17 protein-coding genes are annotated in these 18,767 nt (G+C 33.1%); 3 read left to right on the top strand and 14 right to left on the bottom strand.

Annotation, left to right across the window (positions count from 1 at the left end):
- Positions 1 to 73 precede the first annotated feature (73 nt).
- Positions 74 to 469, top strand: a complete 396-nt coding sequence (locus BM077_RS08270; protein WP_445082264.1) for a UPF0236 family transposase-like protein — start codon at positions 74 to 76, stop codon at positions 467 to 469.
- A 140-nt stretch (positions 470 to 609) separates the two neighbouring features.
- Positions 610 to 1,254: a helix-turn-helix transcriptional regulator gene (locus BM077_RS08265; RefSeq protein WP_255361602.1), complete on the top strand. Its 645-nt coding sequence runs from the start codon at positions 610 to 612 to the stop codon at positions 1,252 to 1,254.
- A gap of 155 nt (positions 1,255 to 1,409) precedes the next feature.
- Here the strand turns inward: BM077_RS08265 and BM077_RS08260 are convergent, their stop codons facing one another.
- Positions 1,410 to 2,141: a sulfotransferase family 2 domain-containing protein gene (locus BM077_RS08260; protein ID WP_089749404.1), complete on the bottom strand. Its 732-nt coding sequence runs from the start codon at positions 2,139 to 2,141 to the stop codon at positions 1,410 to 1,412.
- 224 nt (positions 2,142 to 2,365) lie between these two features.
- On the opposite strand from BM077_RS08260, the gene BM077_RS08255 reads away from it, so the two are divergent.
- Positions 2,366 to 3,508 carry a glycosyltransferase family 4 protein gene (locus tag BM077_RS08255; protein WP_089749402.1) on the top strand — a complete coding sequence of 381 codons (1,143 nt, stop codon included), beginning with the start codon at positions 2,366 to 2,368 and terminating at the stop codon, positions 3,506 to 3,508.
- Here the strand turns inward: BM077_RS08255 and BM077_RS08250 are convergent.
- The 13 genes from BM077_RS08250 to BM077_RS08190 form a co-directional block, all read right to left on the bottom strand.
- Positions 3,497 to 4,489 (bottom strand): glycosyltransferase, encoded by a 993-nt coding sequence (locus tag BM077_RS08250; RefSeq protein WP_089749401.1) that lies wholly within the window; start codon positions 4,487 to 4,489, stop codon positions 3,497 to 3,499. The genes BM077_RS08255 and BM077_RS08250 overlap by 12 nt on opposite strands.
- A 7-nt stretch (positions 4,490 to 4,496) precedes the next feature.
- A complete protein-coding gene (locus tag BM077_RS08245) occupies positions 4,497 to 5,255 on the bottom strand; it encodes a glycosyltransferase (RefSeq protein ID WP_089749399.1) in 759 nt (252 codons plus the stop codon).
- Positions 5,256 to 5,257: 2 nt separating this feature from the next.
- Entirely contained in the window at positions 5,258 to 6,010 is a 753-nt protein-coding gene (locus BM077_RS08240) for a glycosyltransferase family 2 protein (RefSeq protein ID WP_089749397.1), read from the bottom strand.
- A gap of 39 nt (positions 6,011 to 6,049) precedes the next feature.
- On the bottom strand, positions 6,050 to 6,778 hold the full coding sequence (locus tag BM077_RS08235) for a glycosyltransferase family 2 protein (RefSeq protein ID WP_089749395.1): 729 nt from the start codon (positions 6,776 to 6,778) through the stop codon (positions 6,050 to 6,052).
- A 15-nt stretch (positions 6,779 to 6,793) separates the two neighbouring features.
- Positions 6,794 to 7,657 (bottom strand): glycosyltransferase family 2 protein, encoded by an 864-nt coding sequence (locus BM077_RS08230; RefSeq protein WP_089749393.1) that lies wholly within the window; start codon positions 7,655 to 7,657, stop codon positions 6,794 to 6,796.
- Between the two features lie 73 nt (positions 7,658 to 7,730).
- On the bottom strand, positions 7,731 to 11,009 hold the full coding sequence (locus BM077_RS08225; RefSeq protein WP_176941676.1) for a glycosyltransferase: 3,279 nt from the start codon (positions 11,007 to 11,009) through the stop codon (positions 7,731 to 7,733).
- Between the two features lie 85 nt (positions 11,010 to 11,094).
- Entirely contained in the window at positions 11,095 to 12,159 is a 1,065-nt protein-coding gene (locus BM077_RS08220) for a glucose-1-phosphate thymidylyltransferase (protein ID WP_089749390.1), read from the bottom strand.
- A 21-nt stretch (positions 12,160 to 12,180) separates the two neighbouring features.
- Positions 12,181 to 12,672 (bottom strand): glycosyl hydrolase family 18 protein, encoded by a 492-nt coding sequence (locus BM077_RS08215; protein WP_255361604.1) that lies wholly within the window; start codon positions 12,670 to 12,672, stop codon positions 12,181 to 12,183.
- Between the two features lie 110 nt (positions 12,673 to 12,782).
- Positions 12,783 to 13,820 (bottom strand): hypothetical protein, encoded by a 1,038-nt coding sequence (locus BM077_RS08210; RefSeq protein ID WP_089749386.1) that lies wholly within the window; start codon positions 13,818 to 13,820, stop codon positions 12,783 to 12,785.
- Positions 13,821 to 13,951: 131 nt separating this feature from the next.
- Positions 13,952 to 15,322: an NADPH-dependent glutamate synthase gene (gltA, locus tag BM077_RS08205; RefSeq protein ID WP_089749422.1), complete on the bottom strand. Its 1,371-nt coding sequence runs from the start codon at positions 15,320 to 15,322 to the stop codon at positions 13,952 to 13,954.
- Positions 15,323 to 15,341: 19 nt separating this feature from the next.
- Positions 15,342 to 16,181: a sulfide/dihydroorotate dehydrogenase-like FAD/NAD-binding protein gene (locus BM077_RS08200; RefSeq protein ID WP_089749384.1), complete on the bottom strand. Its 840-nt coding sequence runs from the start codon at positions 16,179 to 16,181 to the stop codon at positions 15,342 to 15,344.
- A gap of 173 nt (positions 16,182 to 16,354) precedes the next feature.
- A complete protein-coding gene (gdhA, locus tag BM077_RS08195; protein ID WP_089749381.1) occupies positions 16,355 to 17,695 on the bottom strand; it encodes an NADP-specific glutamate dehydrogenase in 1,341 nt (446 codons plus the stop codon).
- A gap of 277 nt (positions 17,696 to 17,972) precedes the next feature.
- Positions 17,973 to 18,743 (bottom strand): IclR family transcriptional regulator, encoded by a 771-nt coding sequence (locus tag BM077_RS08190; protein ID WP_089749379.1) that lies wholly within the window; start codon positions 18,741 to 18,743, stop codon positions 17,973 to 17,975.
- Between the last annotated feature and the right edge of the window lie 24 nt (positions 18,744 to 18,767).

Raw genomic sequence — 18,767 nt, 5'->3', positions numbered from 1 at the left:
CAGGATATTTAATTATATATTGTTGAAACTTGATTTTTAGTATTTAAATCTTAGTTTAATCAGATAATATTTGGTGTTTTTGTGTTACAATCATATTTATAATAATTGGTCAGGAATAGTAAACTATTATGAAGATGATAATGCCCTTGGATGTAGCGCAGAAGGACATGTTAGCCATATATTGTCTGATAGATTAAGTTCACGACCAATGGGGTGGTCTAAGCTAGGAGCAGATCAGATGGCAAGATTAAGAGCTTTTAAGTTTAACGGAGGTCAATCAAAAGATTTACAGAAGATGATATTAAAGAAAGAAAAAGAAAAGCAAAAGGAAGATAATTTATTAGAAATAGAATCAAAAGTAGTAAATAAAAGAATAAAGAAAAAATATAAAGAAAAACGCGAGAATATACCTAGTTTAAATAAAGGTATAAGAACAGGTTTGTTTAGAGCTATTAAGTCACTAGGTTAAGTTATTAGAAGAGGAGTCAAAAAGTTTTACCTATAAAAACTTGACACAATCAATTTTAATAATAATTTGATTTTGTGAAAAAAATCAAATATAATAGATTTTGAAGCCAAGAATAGATTAGGGGAGTGAAAATTATTAAAGTGGAAAACCAAATTTTAAAATCATTTATACCAGTAGTTAAAGGTTTAGCTAAAACTTTGGGACAGCATTATGAGATAGTTTTACATGATATTTCTGAAACAAAATCATCAGTTATTGCAATTGAAAATGGTCATATAACTGGTAGAGAAGTAGGTGCACCAGCAACTGATTTCCTTTTTGAAGTTATTAATTCAAAGAAAAGTTCTGAACAGAATATGATATTAAATTATGTTAGTGAAATTGAAGATGAAATAAAAATGAAGTCTTCTACTATGTTAATTAGAGATGAGAATGAAAAAATCATAGGAGCATTATGCATTAATTTTGATTTAACTTCAGTTAATATAGCTAAGAATTTTCTCGAAGACATATCTTTTATTGAAGAAAATGATTCTAAGGAAAAATTCCCAGAAAATGTTGATAGGTTTTTAGAAATAATGATTGAAAAAGCTATATCAATTGTTAATAAACCAATTAATGTTCTTGCTAAAGAAGATAAAATAAGGATTGTTAAGTATTTACATGAAAATAATGTATTTGATATTAAAGGAAGTGTGCAAATTGTAGCTAATCACTTAAATGTTTCCAAATATTCAATTTATAATTATTTAGAAGAAATCCGTATAGATTCTAGAATGAAATAAGTTCACTATATTGTTACTGAGATAATACATCCGACCCATCTTATGCTTAGATGATAAATTAGAAAAATTATTTTAATCGTCCTACCTGTAAAATCATCCTTAATATACTATCAGGTAAGGACGATTATCTAGTATTATAATTTAAATCATTTAATTTAATTGTCTTTATCTTTGACGTTTAAACTTTCAATTCTTTTTATTAAATTTATTTTAACATACTCATATAATTCTATATCTAATCTATTTCTTTCCCTAATTATCTCAATTATCTCTTTTTCTACTTCTCCTTTAGCTAAACGATTTTTAGAGACATTTTTTCTTGTATAAGATATATCATCCCACCCAAGCTCTTGCTTCATCAAAACTAAAGACTCATCAAACATTTCTGTTATGCCTACAACTGAAAAATATTTATTCAAATTTTTTTTAGCTTGACTTAGGTTATTCAAATTAAAGAGATCAGTAATCTTATTAGGACGTTCGCCCCCTGCTAATAAGAAAGTTTGTATATTTGTATTATTTTGCCAAAATTCATCTTTGCTCACAAATTCTTTAAGACTAATATTCTTAACATCATCATACCATTTGTTCTGCGGTCTGCGCCTTATAAAATAATATACAGAGATAACGCGTTCAATTGGTTCACGTAACATCGTAATATAGGTATATGGTTTTGAACAGTGAGTATGAATCCCAAATTTCATATGTCCTTGTATACACTTAAGTTTATCTTCATCTCTTTTCAATCTATTTATCATCCCTTGTTCACTACCTTCATGCACTTCATCTAGCGAATATTGTTTATCGATTATTCGTCTTAATGTAACACCACCAGTCTTTGGTATATGCAAAAAAATTAATAATTTATTTAAAATTTTATCTTTCATTCTTCTAACTTCCTCCTTTAATAAATTTATGCTATATTCTATGTAATTTTAACTATTAAGTGAAACATATAGTTAATACTCTTTCAAGATAGGCCTTTTTAATCATAATTAATATTTAAGCTCCTTACACAATCAATTGATTACTCATTCTCTACGTTCTAGTAACAATTAGTCCCATAATGAATAAAATGAAATAAGCAATATATAGAAAGGAGTTTAATAACATGCCGAATCTTTCTAATAAAAATAAACAAATTTCTAATTATAAAGCTTCTGATCCTAACCCCCAAATAGTTTATGTATTGCCAAACTTAGGTTTTTCAGGCGGCATTAAAAATGTCTTAGAACAAGCCAACCGTATGACTAAAAGGGGTTATAATGTTAAGATACATAGTTTACAAGGAAATCTAGATTGGTTTAATCTCAAAATTCCTCTAATACGCCATCAAGACTATAGAAGCTTAACAACTGCTTTAAAGGGATTAAACGCTGTAAAAATTGCAACTTGGTGGGAAACAGCACCTGTAGTCCTTGAAAGCTGTAATCCACAAAGAGGCGGAAAAGGTATACCAGCTTACTTCGTTCAAGACATAGAGAGTAATTTTTATCCTTATCACCCGAAATTACAAGAAAAGGTAAAAAGCACTTATCACTTGCCTATGATCTATTTTACAGGTTCAAAATGGGTAAAAACGCAGCTAGAAGAAAATTATAACCAAGAAACCATCAATATTTTTAATGCTATAAATTTAGATATATTTAAACCTCAACCTACAGTAGAAAATAATGATTGTAAGCAAATTATTGCCTATAATAAGTCCGATCACCTAAAAAATTTTGATATTACTAAAGAAGTTATAAATAAAATAGCTAATGAACTCGATGAAATATCATTAGTTACTTTCAGCTACCAATTTGAAACAAATATTAATACACTTCCACATACCCACCATTCTCGTCTTACCGATGAAGAATTAGCAGTCTTATATAATAATTCTGAGCTCTTTATTCATAACTCTAGTCATGAAGATTTTGGTTTCCCAATTTTAGAAGCTATGGCTTGCGGAACTCCGGTAGTTACTACTAAGGCTAATGGTAACTTAGAATACTGCCAAGACGGTTATAATTGTCTTTTGGCTCCTCCTAACGACATTAATGCATTAACCCAGAAGATAAAAAAAGTGCTAACTAATCATAATTTAGCAAATAAGTTAGCTAAAAATGGAGTTAAAACAGCACAAAAATATAATTGGGAAAGAACTATTGATAACATAGACTTATTAATTAGTAATACTTTAGAACTCAATAAAATAATCAAAGATTGCATAAAAAAGAGCAGGAATAGCTCCTGCTCTTTAATCAAGTAATCTGTGATAAGCTTCTACTGTTTTTTCCCCAGTTATTTTCCAGGTAAAATTAGTTAGTATATATTCTTCTAATTCGGAGTTTAACTCTGCATAATAAGCATGTAATACTGCCTCATAAATTGAATTAATATCACTCGGATCACAATACCATGCTAAATCTTTAAAATAATCTTTAGCACTACCTCTATTGGTAGAAACTATATTGCATCCCAAGATTCCTGCTTCTAAACTAACTAAACCAGGGGTATCATACCAACTAGCTAAAACATGTACTTTAGCTGCTTGATAGGCAGACGCTAATTTTCTTTGCGGCAGGTGATCTATAAATATTGTTTCCTTATTAGCTTCTGCTTTGCATTTCCTCAAATATTGAGGATCATTACAAGAACCGATCATAACTAAAGGAATATACGTCTCTTTCAAAGCCTTAATTACATTTAATTGATTCTTCCTCTTATCAAACCTTCCTACAGCTAAAATGAAGTCTTCTAAACCATACTTAACTTTAAAACTGTCATCTGCTTTATTAGGAAGATATCTACTCACTCCATTAGGTACAACCATAAACTTATCTTTAATTCCAAAGTTTTTCTCAATTAATCTCTTTTCACTTTCCGAGTTTGGTAATAATATGTCTGCTAGATTCATAACTTCTTGCCGATATTCATTAGTTCTTTGCCACCATTTCAATTTGTCAGGCCGTTCATTTCGTAAATACTCTTCCATATCCCAATAAATTGTAGAGAGAACAACAGGCTTATCTTGTTTTTTGGCGTTTAACATCTGTTGATAGGTTTCACTTATTCTTGTAGTATTAAAAAGATGAATCAAGTCATACTTATCTAACTCTACCCCCAAGTCAGTCGATAAGTTAACTTCTATTCCTAGTCTCTCTACCTGTTCCTTAGTCCTTAAGATCTGAATAGTATCACCAGCATAAACATTAAGTAAATCAGGTCTCACTTGAAACAATACCTTCACTATTTAATCACCTTATCCTTCTATTCTGCTTTAAATAATCCCTGATCACTTCTGGATGCTTACCATTGAAAGGTGCCGTTTTAATTGAATAATCATCTGGTTCATAATCCCAATCAGGGTTCCCTTTTTTATCCGCTAGATCAACATCCCCTCTTCGATTATCATTCTCTTTAATTCTAGGGCCTAAGGCATAGTGATAATGATATAATACTATACTTAATACTCTCTTATGTTTTTCAACCCTCCAAATTGGTTTGCCATTATACAAAGGAACGCAATGATGTTTAGATTGACTATAGCTAAATCCGTCTCTTCTACCCATACGAGCAATCTCTCCTGCCCAATGTGGATCTTGTGGGGTACTAAGTCTAATTAAGTTAACTCGTTTCCAAAAAGGAATATATTTAAAACTATAAAAATTCATATCTCCATCTTTCATTAACTGAGGCAAGAACTTAACAAAGTTATCACTCATAAATTCATCTACATCTAAAGCTAAAATCCAATCTCCTGTACATTTATTAACTAAAAAATTCCTTCTTTGCCCTTCATTCCACTCTTCTGAATACGGCTTTCCATTTTGAGGTTTAATAAACAACTTAATCTTATCCGTCTTCCTTTGGAATTCTTCAATTATTTCTACAGTTTTGTCTTGACTCCCACCATCTAACAATACAACCTCATCAGCATACTTTAAAACCGCTTTTAAATATATTGGTATAAAAAACTCTTCATTTAAGACTGGACTAATAACCGATAATCGCATAACTAATCCTCCTTCTTAAGTACACTATCACCGGTATAAACCCATTTTGCATCAAACTTTTCCCTGCTTTCATCATAATATTCTTCTTTTGATTTTCTTGTTCCAGAATTAGAACTATGTGGTTGATAACCAGTAATAAAATGATATACTTTGCTTTCTGGACAATAAACAACACGATAGCCATTATAGATAGCATTAAAAGAATAATCTAATTCTTCAAAATAGAAGAAGTATCTTTCATCAAAATAACCTAATTTCTCTAATAAATCTCTTCTAATTAAGTAACAAGCACCACAGACACTTAAAACATCAGCTATCTTATTAAATTCAGGGGCATCCTCTGGACTAAGCCAACCGCGTAATTGAAAATCAAATCCTGTTCCCGCCCCTACGATTAATCCTCTATCATTTACTAACTTCGGCCCAACTACCGCTATATCACTATTATTCTTTATGCAATTTACTAAAGGACTTAACCACTCTGCTGTTACCTCTAAATCACTATTCATTAAGACTATATAATCACCAATTCCTACTCTAATTCCTTGGTTACAGGCTGCAGCATAGCCCATATTCTTTTCATTGGTAACTACCTTTATATCTTCTTGTTTATACAGATACTCCTTACTACCATCATTACTACCATTGTCAACTACAATTATATTATAAGATATCCGCGTATTCTTTCTAATACTTTCTATTAATTTATTCAAGTAATCCAAAGTATTATAATTTATAATAACTAAATCAACCATTTAGACCGCTCCTATCTAATTAAGTAATCCATATTTATATTAATTATTAAATTTTAATAACTTAACTCCCCATTTTTTTAGGAAATAATTCAAATTTTCCTCTTCATATTCATGTCTTCCTTCTGTAGACGAACCATAATGATATACTATACTCTTAGGACAATATACTACTCTAAACCCTGCTTCCCATACTCTTAAACAAAGGTCTACATCTTCATAACCATTAATAAAACGTTCATCAAATCCTCCTAATTTTAGAAATCTTCTTCTAAGCATTAGCATACAAGCCCCAGTAACCGCTGGATACTCTTGTCTTAAATTGGCTTGAGCTAAAGAAGCAGGCTTCTTATAATAAATATGCCCTGGCTTGCCATTATGCAGAACAATCCCAGCATGTTGAATTAAATTACTATCTGGAAATAATAATTTACTACCTACTACTCCTATTTTATCTTGCGAAGTAATTACTTTTAATAACTTATTCAACCATCCTTCAGTTGCAATCGTATCATTATTTAAAAATAAAACGAACTTACCTTTAGCTTGCCTGGTTCCTTGATTAGATGCTTTAGCAAAATTCATATTATGATCATTATGAATGGCACGCACTTTTGAAAATGCTTTTAAATTACTCCTAGTTCCATCGGTAGAACAATTATCAACTACTATAATTTCATAATTAACTTTAGTATTGACCTTAATACTATTTAAACAAGCCTGCGTTAAGTCCCAATTATTATGAGTAGGTATAACTATACTCACTAACATTATCTCTCACCCTACCTAAATAGTCTCTGCTTCTAATCTCCTCCCTTTTCTTAAACCAGTATAATAAAAAGGAGACTGATTATAAAAGAGGTCATCCATTGTAATCTCATCTGAAAAATGATTATTCCATTTTTGATGAAAGTAGTTCCATCCTTCTGTAATATGTCTATCTCTTTCTTCCTGACTTAAGGTCTTAAAACCCACATGACAAATATGATGCACAAAGACATCTTCTGCTACATAAAGTTTATAACCAGCCAATCTTATCCGTAAAGAGTAATCAAAATCATCAGCTGATAACTTACACCCCTCATCTAAAAGTCCCACTTCATTTAAAACTTCTCTTTTGAAGACTAAGCAACAACCAATCAGTACTTTAGTTTCTGTATAATCCCCAGTCCATTCTTCATAAAGTTGCTTTGCAAACTTTTGTAATGATTGATCCGGTGGATAACTATACCCCATAGCTCCATAAATTCCAGCATAATTCTGTTCTGCTCCTATATTCTTTCCCATTGGTCCTACCATTCCTGCTTGTGGATTCTTTTTTAAATGAGCGATTAAATACTTTAACCAACCTTCAGTAACTAAGACATCATTATTTAAAATTGCAATATATTCCCCATTACTCTCCCTTAAGCCTTGATTACAAGCAACTGCATAGCCATTATTTTCTTGGTTAATTATCACTTTATGTTTTTGACAATATGATGAATTAGGTCGGTAATTCTTTAACCACTCTTTCAACTCAGAAACTGAATTGTTATCAATAATTATTAATTCATAAGGAGTCTTAGTATGTTTAACTAAATTGCTTAACATATTTTGAGTAACTGCTAAGTTATTATAAGTCACTACAGTTATACTACTTAACTCCATATTTCTCCCCCTAACTACTAAAGAAGCAGCAAACTCATTCTAAATAGTTTACTGCTTAATCTTCATCTTCAAATTATTCTTCAAAATTAGATAGCTCTTTTATCCAATCTATCAGTTGATCAAACTTATTTTTTACTTTTGACCATGCTCTTTTAAAGAAACCTAATTTCTCTTCTTGCACTTCTTCTTTATCTGAAATAGCTTCCCCATTCTTTACTTCACTATTTGTTGGTTCACTTTGGATTGTTTCTTCTGTGTCAATGCTTATGGCTTTATTACTATCTTTATTCTTATCTACTTCTTCAACCTCTGTTATATCAATTAGATTCTCATCTGTCTTTAATTCTTCATCATTTAGTCCTCTTTCACTTTTGCTTTCTTCTATTACTTCTACATCATCAAACCCACCGATTAAATCCTTAATCTGCTTCACCCGATCTGTCCAATCATTTTTTGATAATAACTTTTGAATCTCTTCTCGATTAATCTTATCTTTATCTTCTTTACATAGCTTGCTGACCTTTTCACAAAAATCTTCTTTATTATCAGCTATCTCTATTACTCCTGCAAACTTTCTAACCTCTGGTAAATCTATACTAACTACGGGTTTATTAGCTGCTAAATACTCATATAATTTAACTGGATCAGTTGATAAAGTTAAATCATTCTTAATAAATGGAATAATACAGACATCAAAACCTTGCAAATAGTTTGGTAACTGTTGATAAGGTTTTTCGCCCAATAGGTATACATTCTCATACCCTTCTAACTCTTCTAATTCTATAGTCACATTACCAATTAAAACAATAGAGATATCAGGTTCCTGCATGGCTAAATTAGCAACTAATTCTACGTCAAACCATTCTGCTATTGCCCCGAAGAACCCCACTATTGGGCCATCTATTTCTTCTAATTCAATCGGAACTTCTAATTCCTCTTCATACGCCTGTTTGAAATGATCAATTTCAGCAGCATTTGGAACTAAATGCACATTTTCATTATAGTATTTTACCTTGTCTAGTAATACTTGTGAGGTGACCATTACTATATCAGCAATAGATAATATATCCCTTTCAAACCTCTTAATTAGCCCTGCCTTCTCCGATAAACCATCAAACTCCTCAAACTTATCCATACAATTATAAATAACCTTTGCAGGTGATAAGTACTTAATGACCGGTTCCCAATAAGGACTATCCAGCCATAAAATTGGCTCTCTCATATTTAATCTATCCAATGAATCATTAATAACTTGTGCTAATAGTTTACATCCTGCTTCTGATTGTACTAATTCATAAACAAATGCATCACTTGGTGGTGATAGTACATATAGATTTGAATCTATTTTCTCAATTTCTAATGAATTCTCTGGTTCAAACCAGCCTTGCCCTAATTTGAAGTTATTTACATATAATACTTTGCATCCTTCACTTAACCTAGATAAAATCTGTTGTGGCCGCTGGTGTCTGAAACTCCAAGGAATAATTCCTAAAGCTAGAATTGATCTTTTAGGTTTAGATTCAGCTAAAATTAAATGATCCCATTTATTTAAAAAGAGCTCTTGACTCTCTGAAAAATACTTATTTCGTTTCTTGCGACCGACTTCATCGCCCTCTTTCAAACTACCTTCATGCAAATGATAAATCTTACTCTTAGGACAATAGATTACCTTATAGCCTTTTTCTCTAACCCTAAGTGAATAATCTGTCTCCTCAAAATAAAAGAAATAACGCTCATCAAAGAGACCAATCTCTGGAATCAATTCCCTCTTAATTAAATACGCAGCTCCTCCTACACTCACACATTCTTCTACCTCATCATACTTCCCATCGCTATCTTCTTCTTTCCAACCTCTCGGTGAGCACGTCTCATCTAATTCTGTTACTCCTGCTCCTACTATTTCACCTGCTTCATTGATTAGCTTCGGCCCAACAACAGCTATTTCATCATCAGAGGAAGCCATTTCAACTAACGGCTTTAACCAACCTTCGGTAACTCTAATGTCACTATTCAAAAGTAAAATATACTCACTATTTCCCTTTTTAATTCCTTGGTTGCAAGCTCTCGCATAGCCTAGATTATCATCATTCTTAATTAAATCAATCCAATCTAAAGACTCCAAATATTCAATACTGCCATCAGTACTATTGTTATCAACAACTATAACTTGGTAATTATAATCTGTTAATTCCTTAATACTCTCTAAGCAATCCTTAATTTCTTCTTTAGTATTATAATTGATTATAACTATATCTACCCTATCTTCAACGTAGTCCTCATCATAATTTAAGCTTTCTAACTGTTCCGATATATCAAGCCTTGTAGACTGCTCCGCATCGAACCTTCTTTCAACTTCTTCCCATTCTGAAGACGGTGCTGGCAATTCATCATTTACCTCCGATTCTAACTCTGCTTCTTGTATTAATACAGTCTCTGGTATTCCTAATTCTTTACAAATTAATTGCCCCCATTCTAATACTGTTTTATTCCATGAATACTCTTTTGCTGTTGTACTACCTTTAATTGCTATGTTCTTTGCTAAAATATTATTCTTTAATAATTTTAAAGCAGTAATCGCTAACCTTTTCGGTTCAGGATATAATAACAAACGACAGTTATGATTATGACTAATATATTCCTTAACACCTTTATTATGAATAAAAATTATTGGTGTCTTACAAGCCATGATCTCTAAAGGTCTTAATCTAAAACCTTCATTTTCGGCAACTACGATAGCTAATTCCGCTTTAGAATATTCAACTACCTTTGCTTCTAAAGAATTAGGGTTAATAAATTCATATTCAATATTAGTTTCAATTTTGAATCCTTCTTTTCTAATAATCGATATCTTCATTTGACAACCTTGATTAATTAATTCTAAAGACTTTACTAAGTGCTCTATCTTTTTTGAATTTAGTTCTTGACCTAAAATTAATATTCTTCTCTTAGTTGTCTCAATCATATCATCTACAGCAACTGGCTTATAAACTTTTTGCATTACCCCAGGATAAATAATTTTTGCCTCTCCTCTTAATTCCTTCGGTAAATGGTTACCTAAAGATCTACTACTAACTACCACAGGAAATTTTAATTTTTGATTGGAAATATTAAAATTATCACTTGGATTTCTAAACCAATAAATAACCTTACCCTCTTCGTTTGCTACTAAATTTGCTGTTTGATAGTCATCAGTTATTACTAAATCAATCTTTGGTAATTGCTGCTTAGATGATTGATCCTCTATTTTTTTAATATCTATATTCAATGCTTCTTTTAGATCAGCAATTAAATTTTTGACTATGTACTCGTCCTCACCAGAAAGGGAATTAACAAAACAGAATCTAACTTTCACAAAGATCCCCCCTAATGTTAAAAACCGATAATAATGCAAGTTATGCATTAATATATTATATGTGAAGATTAACTAAATGTTTCTATTAACTAAGATTTATTTGACTATTATCTCCTAGCATTAAGCTATAACTACTAGGCTTCGTTTTTTCTTCTTTCACTTCAACTTCATTACCAATTAAAGTAGCTTCAATACGACGGCTCACATCTGCTATTACACTATTTTCTAAGATAATACTATGTTCAATTTCACTATTAATAATCTTTACATCTTTATAGAGTGAAGTATAAGGCCCAATGAAAGAACTCTTAATTATACTATCCTCTCCAATGATTGCTGGCCCCCTAACAATACTATCTTCTACTCTAGCTCCTTTCTCAATCAACACTCTACCATAAATTTGTGAATTCTTATCAACATAGCCTAAACAGTCACTTTCTAAATCTTCTAACATTATCCGATTTGCCTCTAAAACATCCTCTTTCTTTCCGGTATCCTTCCACCAACCTTCAATAATATAAGGATGAACTTCTTTATCATTTTCTACTAAGTACTGAATAGCATCAGTAATCTCTAACTCTCCCCGCCATGAAGGTTCAATACTGTTCACCGCAGGAAAAATATTCTCATCAAAAATATAAAGCCCTACTAAAGCTAAATTACTTTTGGGATTATCAGGTTTTTCTACTAAATTAATAATCCTCCCGTTCTCTAATTCGGCTACACCAAATTGTTCCGGGTTCTCCACCTCACTCAATAGAATTAAAGAGTTTGGTCTATCTTCTTCAAACCTTTTTACAAACTGAGATATCCCCTGCTTAATTAGATTATCTCCTAAATACATAACAAACGGCTCGCCTTTTAGAAAAGACTCAGCTATCTTAACTGTATGTGCTAAACCTAAAGGTGCTGATTGCTCTATATAAGTTATATCTAGTCCCCATTGACTACCATCACCAACTACTCTCTTAACTTCTTCTATAGTTTCGCCAACTATAACTCCTACATCTTCAATACCTGCTTCAGCGATTGCTTCTAAACCATAAAATAGAACCGGTTTATTAGCAACCGGTATTAATTGTTTAGCACTAGTATAAGTAATCGGTCTTAATCTAGTTCCTTTTCCCCCGCTTAATAAAAGAGCTTTCATAAATTTATTTCAGCCTCCTTTCTACAAACCTTTTTCTATCTCTGTCCAAATTCTTTCATCCTCCAAACCGAGACGCCAAAACACTACTCCTCCTAATTCATACTTCCTGATTAAATCCAGTTTTTTCTTAATACTCTTTAGATTTTCAAACCAAACTATATGTTCTTCTTCAACTGATTGGTATTTAAAATAAGAAGTAGCCGCCTCTTCATCCCAATAATAATCAACATCATACTTGCTTAACAACTTCATAATTTCAGAATAAGATAACGCTTGTGCAAAGTTATTAGATTCTAATTCCCAATCATAGCCATAGGTTGGTAAACCTAAAATAAGCTTCTCTTTAGGTATCTCTAATAAAGAATATTTAATTACATCTTCCAGCCAATAAATAGGGGCAATTGGTCCAGGAGAACCACCACACCAGTGATAATCATATCCCATAATAATTACTTGGTCTGCATAATTACCTACTGTTTGATAATCGAATGCCCCAGACCAATTAGAACTAATATCTTCTTTGACCTTGATAAATCATCTCTCCACCCATCTTTATACTTCTCCCCTTTATAACTTTCTCATAAAGTATTATATTAATTAAATTATCGATTTGTGTATCTATTTTATAGCATTTCTACGCCTAACTTATCCATAACATTAGTAATTCTATTACAGATAGTACTCTTAGATGAGCCAGCAAATAGCAAGCCTACTGCTCGATTATTAGTATCTAAGACTAAAGACCCACTATCTCCTGGTTTAGAAAAAGGTTCAGCAATAATCTGATCATCAAATACGGCTCTTTCTGCAGCACTAACATTGACTTCTACAGTAGCATTAATGGCCTTAATCTTTGCTCTAGTAATCCCGCTCGTCCTACCACTCTTAACTATCCTCATTCCTACTTCTGGTTCTACTACTCCCTCAATTCTACCTAATTGTAAAACTTTATCTACTATCTTGTCAGGGTCAACTGGTTTAGCTACAGCACAGTCGACTATATTCGCCTTTTCACTGTTTCTAAGAAATCTTATCTGATATGGAAACTTAACTAATTCAGCAATACCATTAAGAATATTTTCAAATCCTTGGGCAATTAAGCAGGATGAAGTAGCACTCTTCCGTTTAATAGGTACAAATCTTTCTAAATGACCAATAGTATCCTTACCTTCTTCCCCCCCGTCGTGACGACCAGGTTGCAAAACAGGATCGCCTATTTCAGACCTATCATCATGACCAGAAGTTAAATTAGCTAATACATGATTATTAGACAAGATTAATGGCTCTTTAGTCTTACTATCCTTAACTACAGCACCAAAAGTTCCGGCTGAAACCTTATAATGCCCAATACTTACTCCTGGTTGGGCCGGTCTAACCCTTGCAGTTCTGCTGACTCTTCCTCTTCTTGTTTGCCTGGGAGAATGTAGTTCTAAATCTCCTACTTCAACTACATCAGTTACTACCTCCTCTACTTCCTCTGGAATAACATGTCTTCTGCCTAACTCATCTTTATCTAACTTCTCTTTAACAAGAATAACCATTGCCTTCTTATCAGTATTTTTCCCATTTGTCTCTTTATAACCACAACCAACCCCTACTACATTCTTAATCTGCATAATCTTATTTCTATACTTTTGAATCAGTTCATTTATCTTATCCATACTTATCATCTCCTTTCTAACCTGTAACCTACTACATCATATTCAGGTTAGAAAAAAGATGTGTGTAAATAAAATAAGCCTCTTAATGGATATCCATTAAGAGGCTTATATAAGCTATATTTTATCTTAATTTACTCATTCTTCCCTTGTAAATAAGCCTGAATCTCATCAGCAGCTTTTCTTCCATCACCCATAGCAGCAATTACAGTAGCTGCCCCACCGATGACATCGCCACCAGCAAATACACCTTCAATTGAAGTTTCATATGTTTCCTCATCTACAATGATATTATCCCATTCCGTAGTTTCTAATTCTGGAGTCTTCTTAGATAATAACGGATTTGGCCCCTGACCAATAGCAATAACCACTGTGTCTACAGGGATAGTGAAGTTAGAACCTTCAATAGCAATTGGTCGTGGTCGACCGCTACTATCAGGTTCTCCTAACTCCATCTTTACACATTCTAATTCTTTCACCCAACCATCTCCATCACCTATAATCTTAACTGGATTACGAAGTAGCTTAAAATCTATTCCTTCTTCTTCTGCATTTTCAATCTCTTCTTCTCTAGCCGGCATCTCATTACGAGAACGACGATAGACAATAGAAACTTCTTCTGCTCCTAAACGTAATGCAGTCCTAGCTGAATCCATAGCTACATTTCCGGCTCCGACTACTGCTACATTTTTGCCAGTAACGATAGGCGTTTTATACTCCGGAAATTTATAAGCCTTCATTAAGTTAGCTCTAGTCAAAAATTCATTAGATGAATAGACACCATTTAAGTTTTCTCCTGGTAGATTGAGAAAGTATGGTAATCCAGCTCCAGTACCAACGAAGATAGCTTCATAGCCTTCCTCACGTAATTCATCTATAGTTAGAGTAGACCCGATTAAAACATTTGTCTTAACCTCGACTCCAAGTTGCTTAATATAATCTATCTCTTCATCTACAATAGACTTAGGTAGTCTGAATTCTGGAATTCCATACCTTAAGACTCCACCTGGTTCTGCTAATGCTTCAAATAGAGTCACTTGATACCCTAATTTAGCTAAATCAGCAGCAGCAGTTAAACCTGAAGGGCCTGAACCTACTATTGCTACTTTAACACCTTTAGCTTCAACAGAATTAATCTCTTCTTCCTTATCGCTATCTAAATCAAAATCAGCTACAAATCTCTCTAAAGCACCAATAGCCACTGGTTCACCCTTTTTACCAAGAATACATTCTATTTCACACTGTTCCTCCTGAGGACAGACTCGTCCACAGATGGCAGGCAAAGCATTCTTACCCTTAATTATATCTACTGCGTCATCAAAATCTTCTTCTAAAATCTTATCTATAAAATCTGGAATAGGTACTTCTACTGGACAACCATCTACACAAGGTCGATTCTTGCACTGCAGACATCTTTCTGCTTCTGCAAGAGCTTCTTCTTTATTAAAACCACAAGCCACTTCTTTAAAGTTATTAATCCTTTCTTCTGGCTTCTGCTTCTTCATTTGTTGTCTTTCAGTCACTTTAGCCCACCTCCTTATCTATCTTACAGTTATGTTTAGCCTTCTCTTCTTGAGTTTGATAATGAGTTTGTCTCATCATCAATTCATCAAAATCTACTGCATGTCCATCAAATGCTGGGCCATCAACACATGCAAATAATGTTTCACCGTCAACTGTTACACGACAACCACCGCACATCCCTGTACCATCAATCATAATTGGATTTAGACTAACAATAGTATCTAAATCATAGTCTGCTGTTACTTCAGAAGCAGCTTTCATCATAACTGCTGGCCCCACAGCAACTACTTCATCTATTTCGTCAGCTCTTTCTTCTAATAACGCAGTTAGAATATCTGTTGTAAAGCCCTTTTCCCCTAGAGAACCATCATCGGTACTAAAGTATATTTCATCAGATATATCTTCCATCTTGTCCTTCATAATTATCATCTCTTCTGTCTGCGCTCCTACGATACTAATAATCTTATTCCCTGCTTTTTTTAAATACTTAGCCTTAGGATAGACCGGTGCTACTCCTAAACCACCAGCTACACAGACGACTGTTCCTATCTCTTTAATTTCAATCGGTTCCCCTAAAGGCCCTAATAAATCTAGTAGTTCATCACCAACCTCTAAACTGCAGAATTCCATAGTAGAAGAACCGACAGCCTGAACAACTAAGTCAATATTACCTGCATCTCGGTCATAATCTACAATAGTTAATGGAATTCTTTCTCCTCTTTCCGAAGCTCTAGCAATCACAAAATGTCCCGGTTGAGCCTTAGCTGCAATTAAAGGAGCATCTATAGTAAATAGATCAATCTCAGGAGCTAAATTCTCTTTATTTAAAATCTTACTCATTTCAATCCTCCTCTTCTCTGAAACTTATATTCTTCTAGCTTCTAAATTATCATATTCCAATTTTGCCAATAAATAGCGTAGCCATATATTTAAAAAGAATCAGACAGCCCAATGATGAGCTGCCTAATTCATCTTAATTCTCTGCTTCATCTTAAATTTTCTTATATATTATCTTATACAACACCTTGGTCCATCATAGCGTCAGCAACTTTTAAGAATCCAGCAATATTAGCTCCAGCAGCTAAATTACCTTCTAATCCATATTCTCTAGCTTTTTCCTCAGACTCTTTATAGATATTAATCATAATATCCTTTAATGTCGCATCTACTTTTTCGAATGACCAAGATTCTCTCATATCATTCTGTGTCATCTCAATTGCAGAAGTAGCAACTCCACCGGCATTAGCAGCTTTAGCCGGAGCAAACATGATATCATTTTCTAAGAATGTTGCAATAGCTTCTGGTGTTGAAGGCATATTAGCACCCTCTCCTACTAACATTACTCCATTTTCTACTAAAGTCTTAGCAGAATCTCCATCTAATTCATTTTGAGTAGCAGATGGAAGGGCAATATCGCATTTAACGTTCCAAATACCAAAGCTATCAGGAGTAAATTCAGCTGATTCTACTTGCTCTGCATATTCTTTAATTCTTCCTCTTTCTACTTCTTTAATCTGCTTAACTAAGTCAAGGTCTACTCCTTCTGGATCATGTATATAACCTCCAGAATCACTAAGTGCTATAACATTTCCACCTAACTCTTGTACTTTCTCAGTTGCATAGATAGCAACATTACCAGACCCAGAGATTACAACATCTTTTCCTTCAAAGGAATCTCCTTGGTCTTTAAGCATCTCTTCTGCCATATATACTAATCCGTATCCTGTAGCTTCAGTTCTAACTAAACTTCCACCCCAGTCTAAACCCTTTCCAGTTAATACGCCAGCTTCAAAAGCATTAACGATTCGCTTATACTGACCGAATAAGTAACCAATCTCTCTTCCACCAACACCAATATCACCAGCTGGCACATCAGTATCTTGACCGATATGACGATAAAGCTCAGTCATAAAGCTTTGGCAGAATCTCATGATTTCACCATCAGATTTTCCTTTAGGGTTAAAGTCACTACCACCTTTACCGCCACCGATTGGTCTACCAGTTAAAGAGTTCTTTAAAATCTGCTCAAAACCTAAAAACTTAATAATACCTAAGTTAACAGATGGGTGGAATCTTAAACCACCTTTATAAGGTCCAAGAGCACTATTAAATTCTACTCTATAGCCACGATTAACCTGTACGTTACCATTGTCATCTACCCAAGGTACTCTAAACATAATTTGACGTTCAGGTTCAATAATTCTTTCTAGAATTGATGCTTCTTCATATTCAGGATGCTTTTCAAAAACTGGTTCTAAAGACTCTAAAACTTCCTCCACTGCTTGATGAAATTCTGGTTGATCAGGATTTCTATCCTTTACTTTTTCTAATACACTCTCTACATATCCACTCATTTTCTTCACTCCTCAATGTAATTTAAATTATCCACATTAATTATCCACTTCACATTAAATTCAAAAAATTATCCACTCATTTAAATGATCCCTACTCCACTACTTAACTACTAACCACCCCCCTGAAATAAAACCAACAAGACATATTTTTCATAATGTGAAAATTAATTTCGATTATTCCTTAATATGCTTTTTTCTATATTAAATTAAAAAGTCCTGCTTCAAACATAAAAAAATAAAATATTATAATTTTAATTCAAATTTTTTTCTTAATTACTTATCTATGAAAGCCTAATTGATCAGAAATCTGTCTTGCCACATTGACAACAGCCGGAATGACCTCTTCTTCGATATATTCTCTAGTCATCCTAATACTAGGACCAGAAACACTTACTGCAGCAACGACATCTCCCTTATGATTCTTAATAGGAGCAGCAACACAACGAACTCCTCGCTCTAACTCTCCAATATCTAAAGCATACCCTTGCTCTCTAATCTGTATTAATTCTTCTTCTAATTCTTCAAAACTTACCTTAGTATTAGATGTTAATTTATTAAAATCCATCTTTTCAAATAGCTCTGGCCACTTATCCTGGTCTTCATAAGCTAATAATGCTTTACCGGTCCCAGTACAATAAGCAGGCCCTCTACTACCTATCTGAGCAAACATCTTCACCATATTAGTTGAGGCTACCTGATCTATATAAACAACTTCACCCTCATCTAAAATAGCCAAATTAGTAGTCTCATTGCATTCATCTACTAATTTTTGCAAGTAAGGTTTAGCAATATTAATTAAATTAATGTTCTTCTGTGCTGCATTACCAATCTCAAAAGCCTTTAATCCTAAGTAATATTTGCCGCTATCTTCTTCTTGTGCTGTAAAGCCGCGTTCTCCTAAAGTGTTAAGAATTCTATGAGTAGTACTAATATTTAAGTCTACTTTTTCTGTTAAGTTACTTAAAGTCATAGGTTGTCCTTCATCTGCCAATGCTTCTAAAATAATCAATGCTCTGTCTACAGATTGTACAATCTTTCTTTTAGCCATAACTCCTCCTCCTCTATCTTAAAG

The sequence above is a fragment of the Candidatus Frackibacter sp. WG13 genome (genome assembly GCF_900114655.1).
GTDB lineage: Bacteria > Bacillota > Halanaerobiia > Halobacteroidales > Acetohalobiaceae > Frackibacter.
The sequence above is the reverse complement of the archived record's forward strand: the minus strand, read 5'-3'. Positions and strand labels throughout refer to the sequence as shown.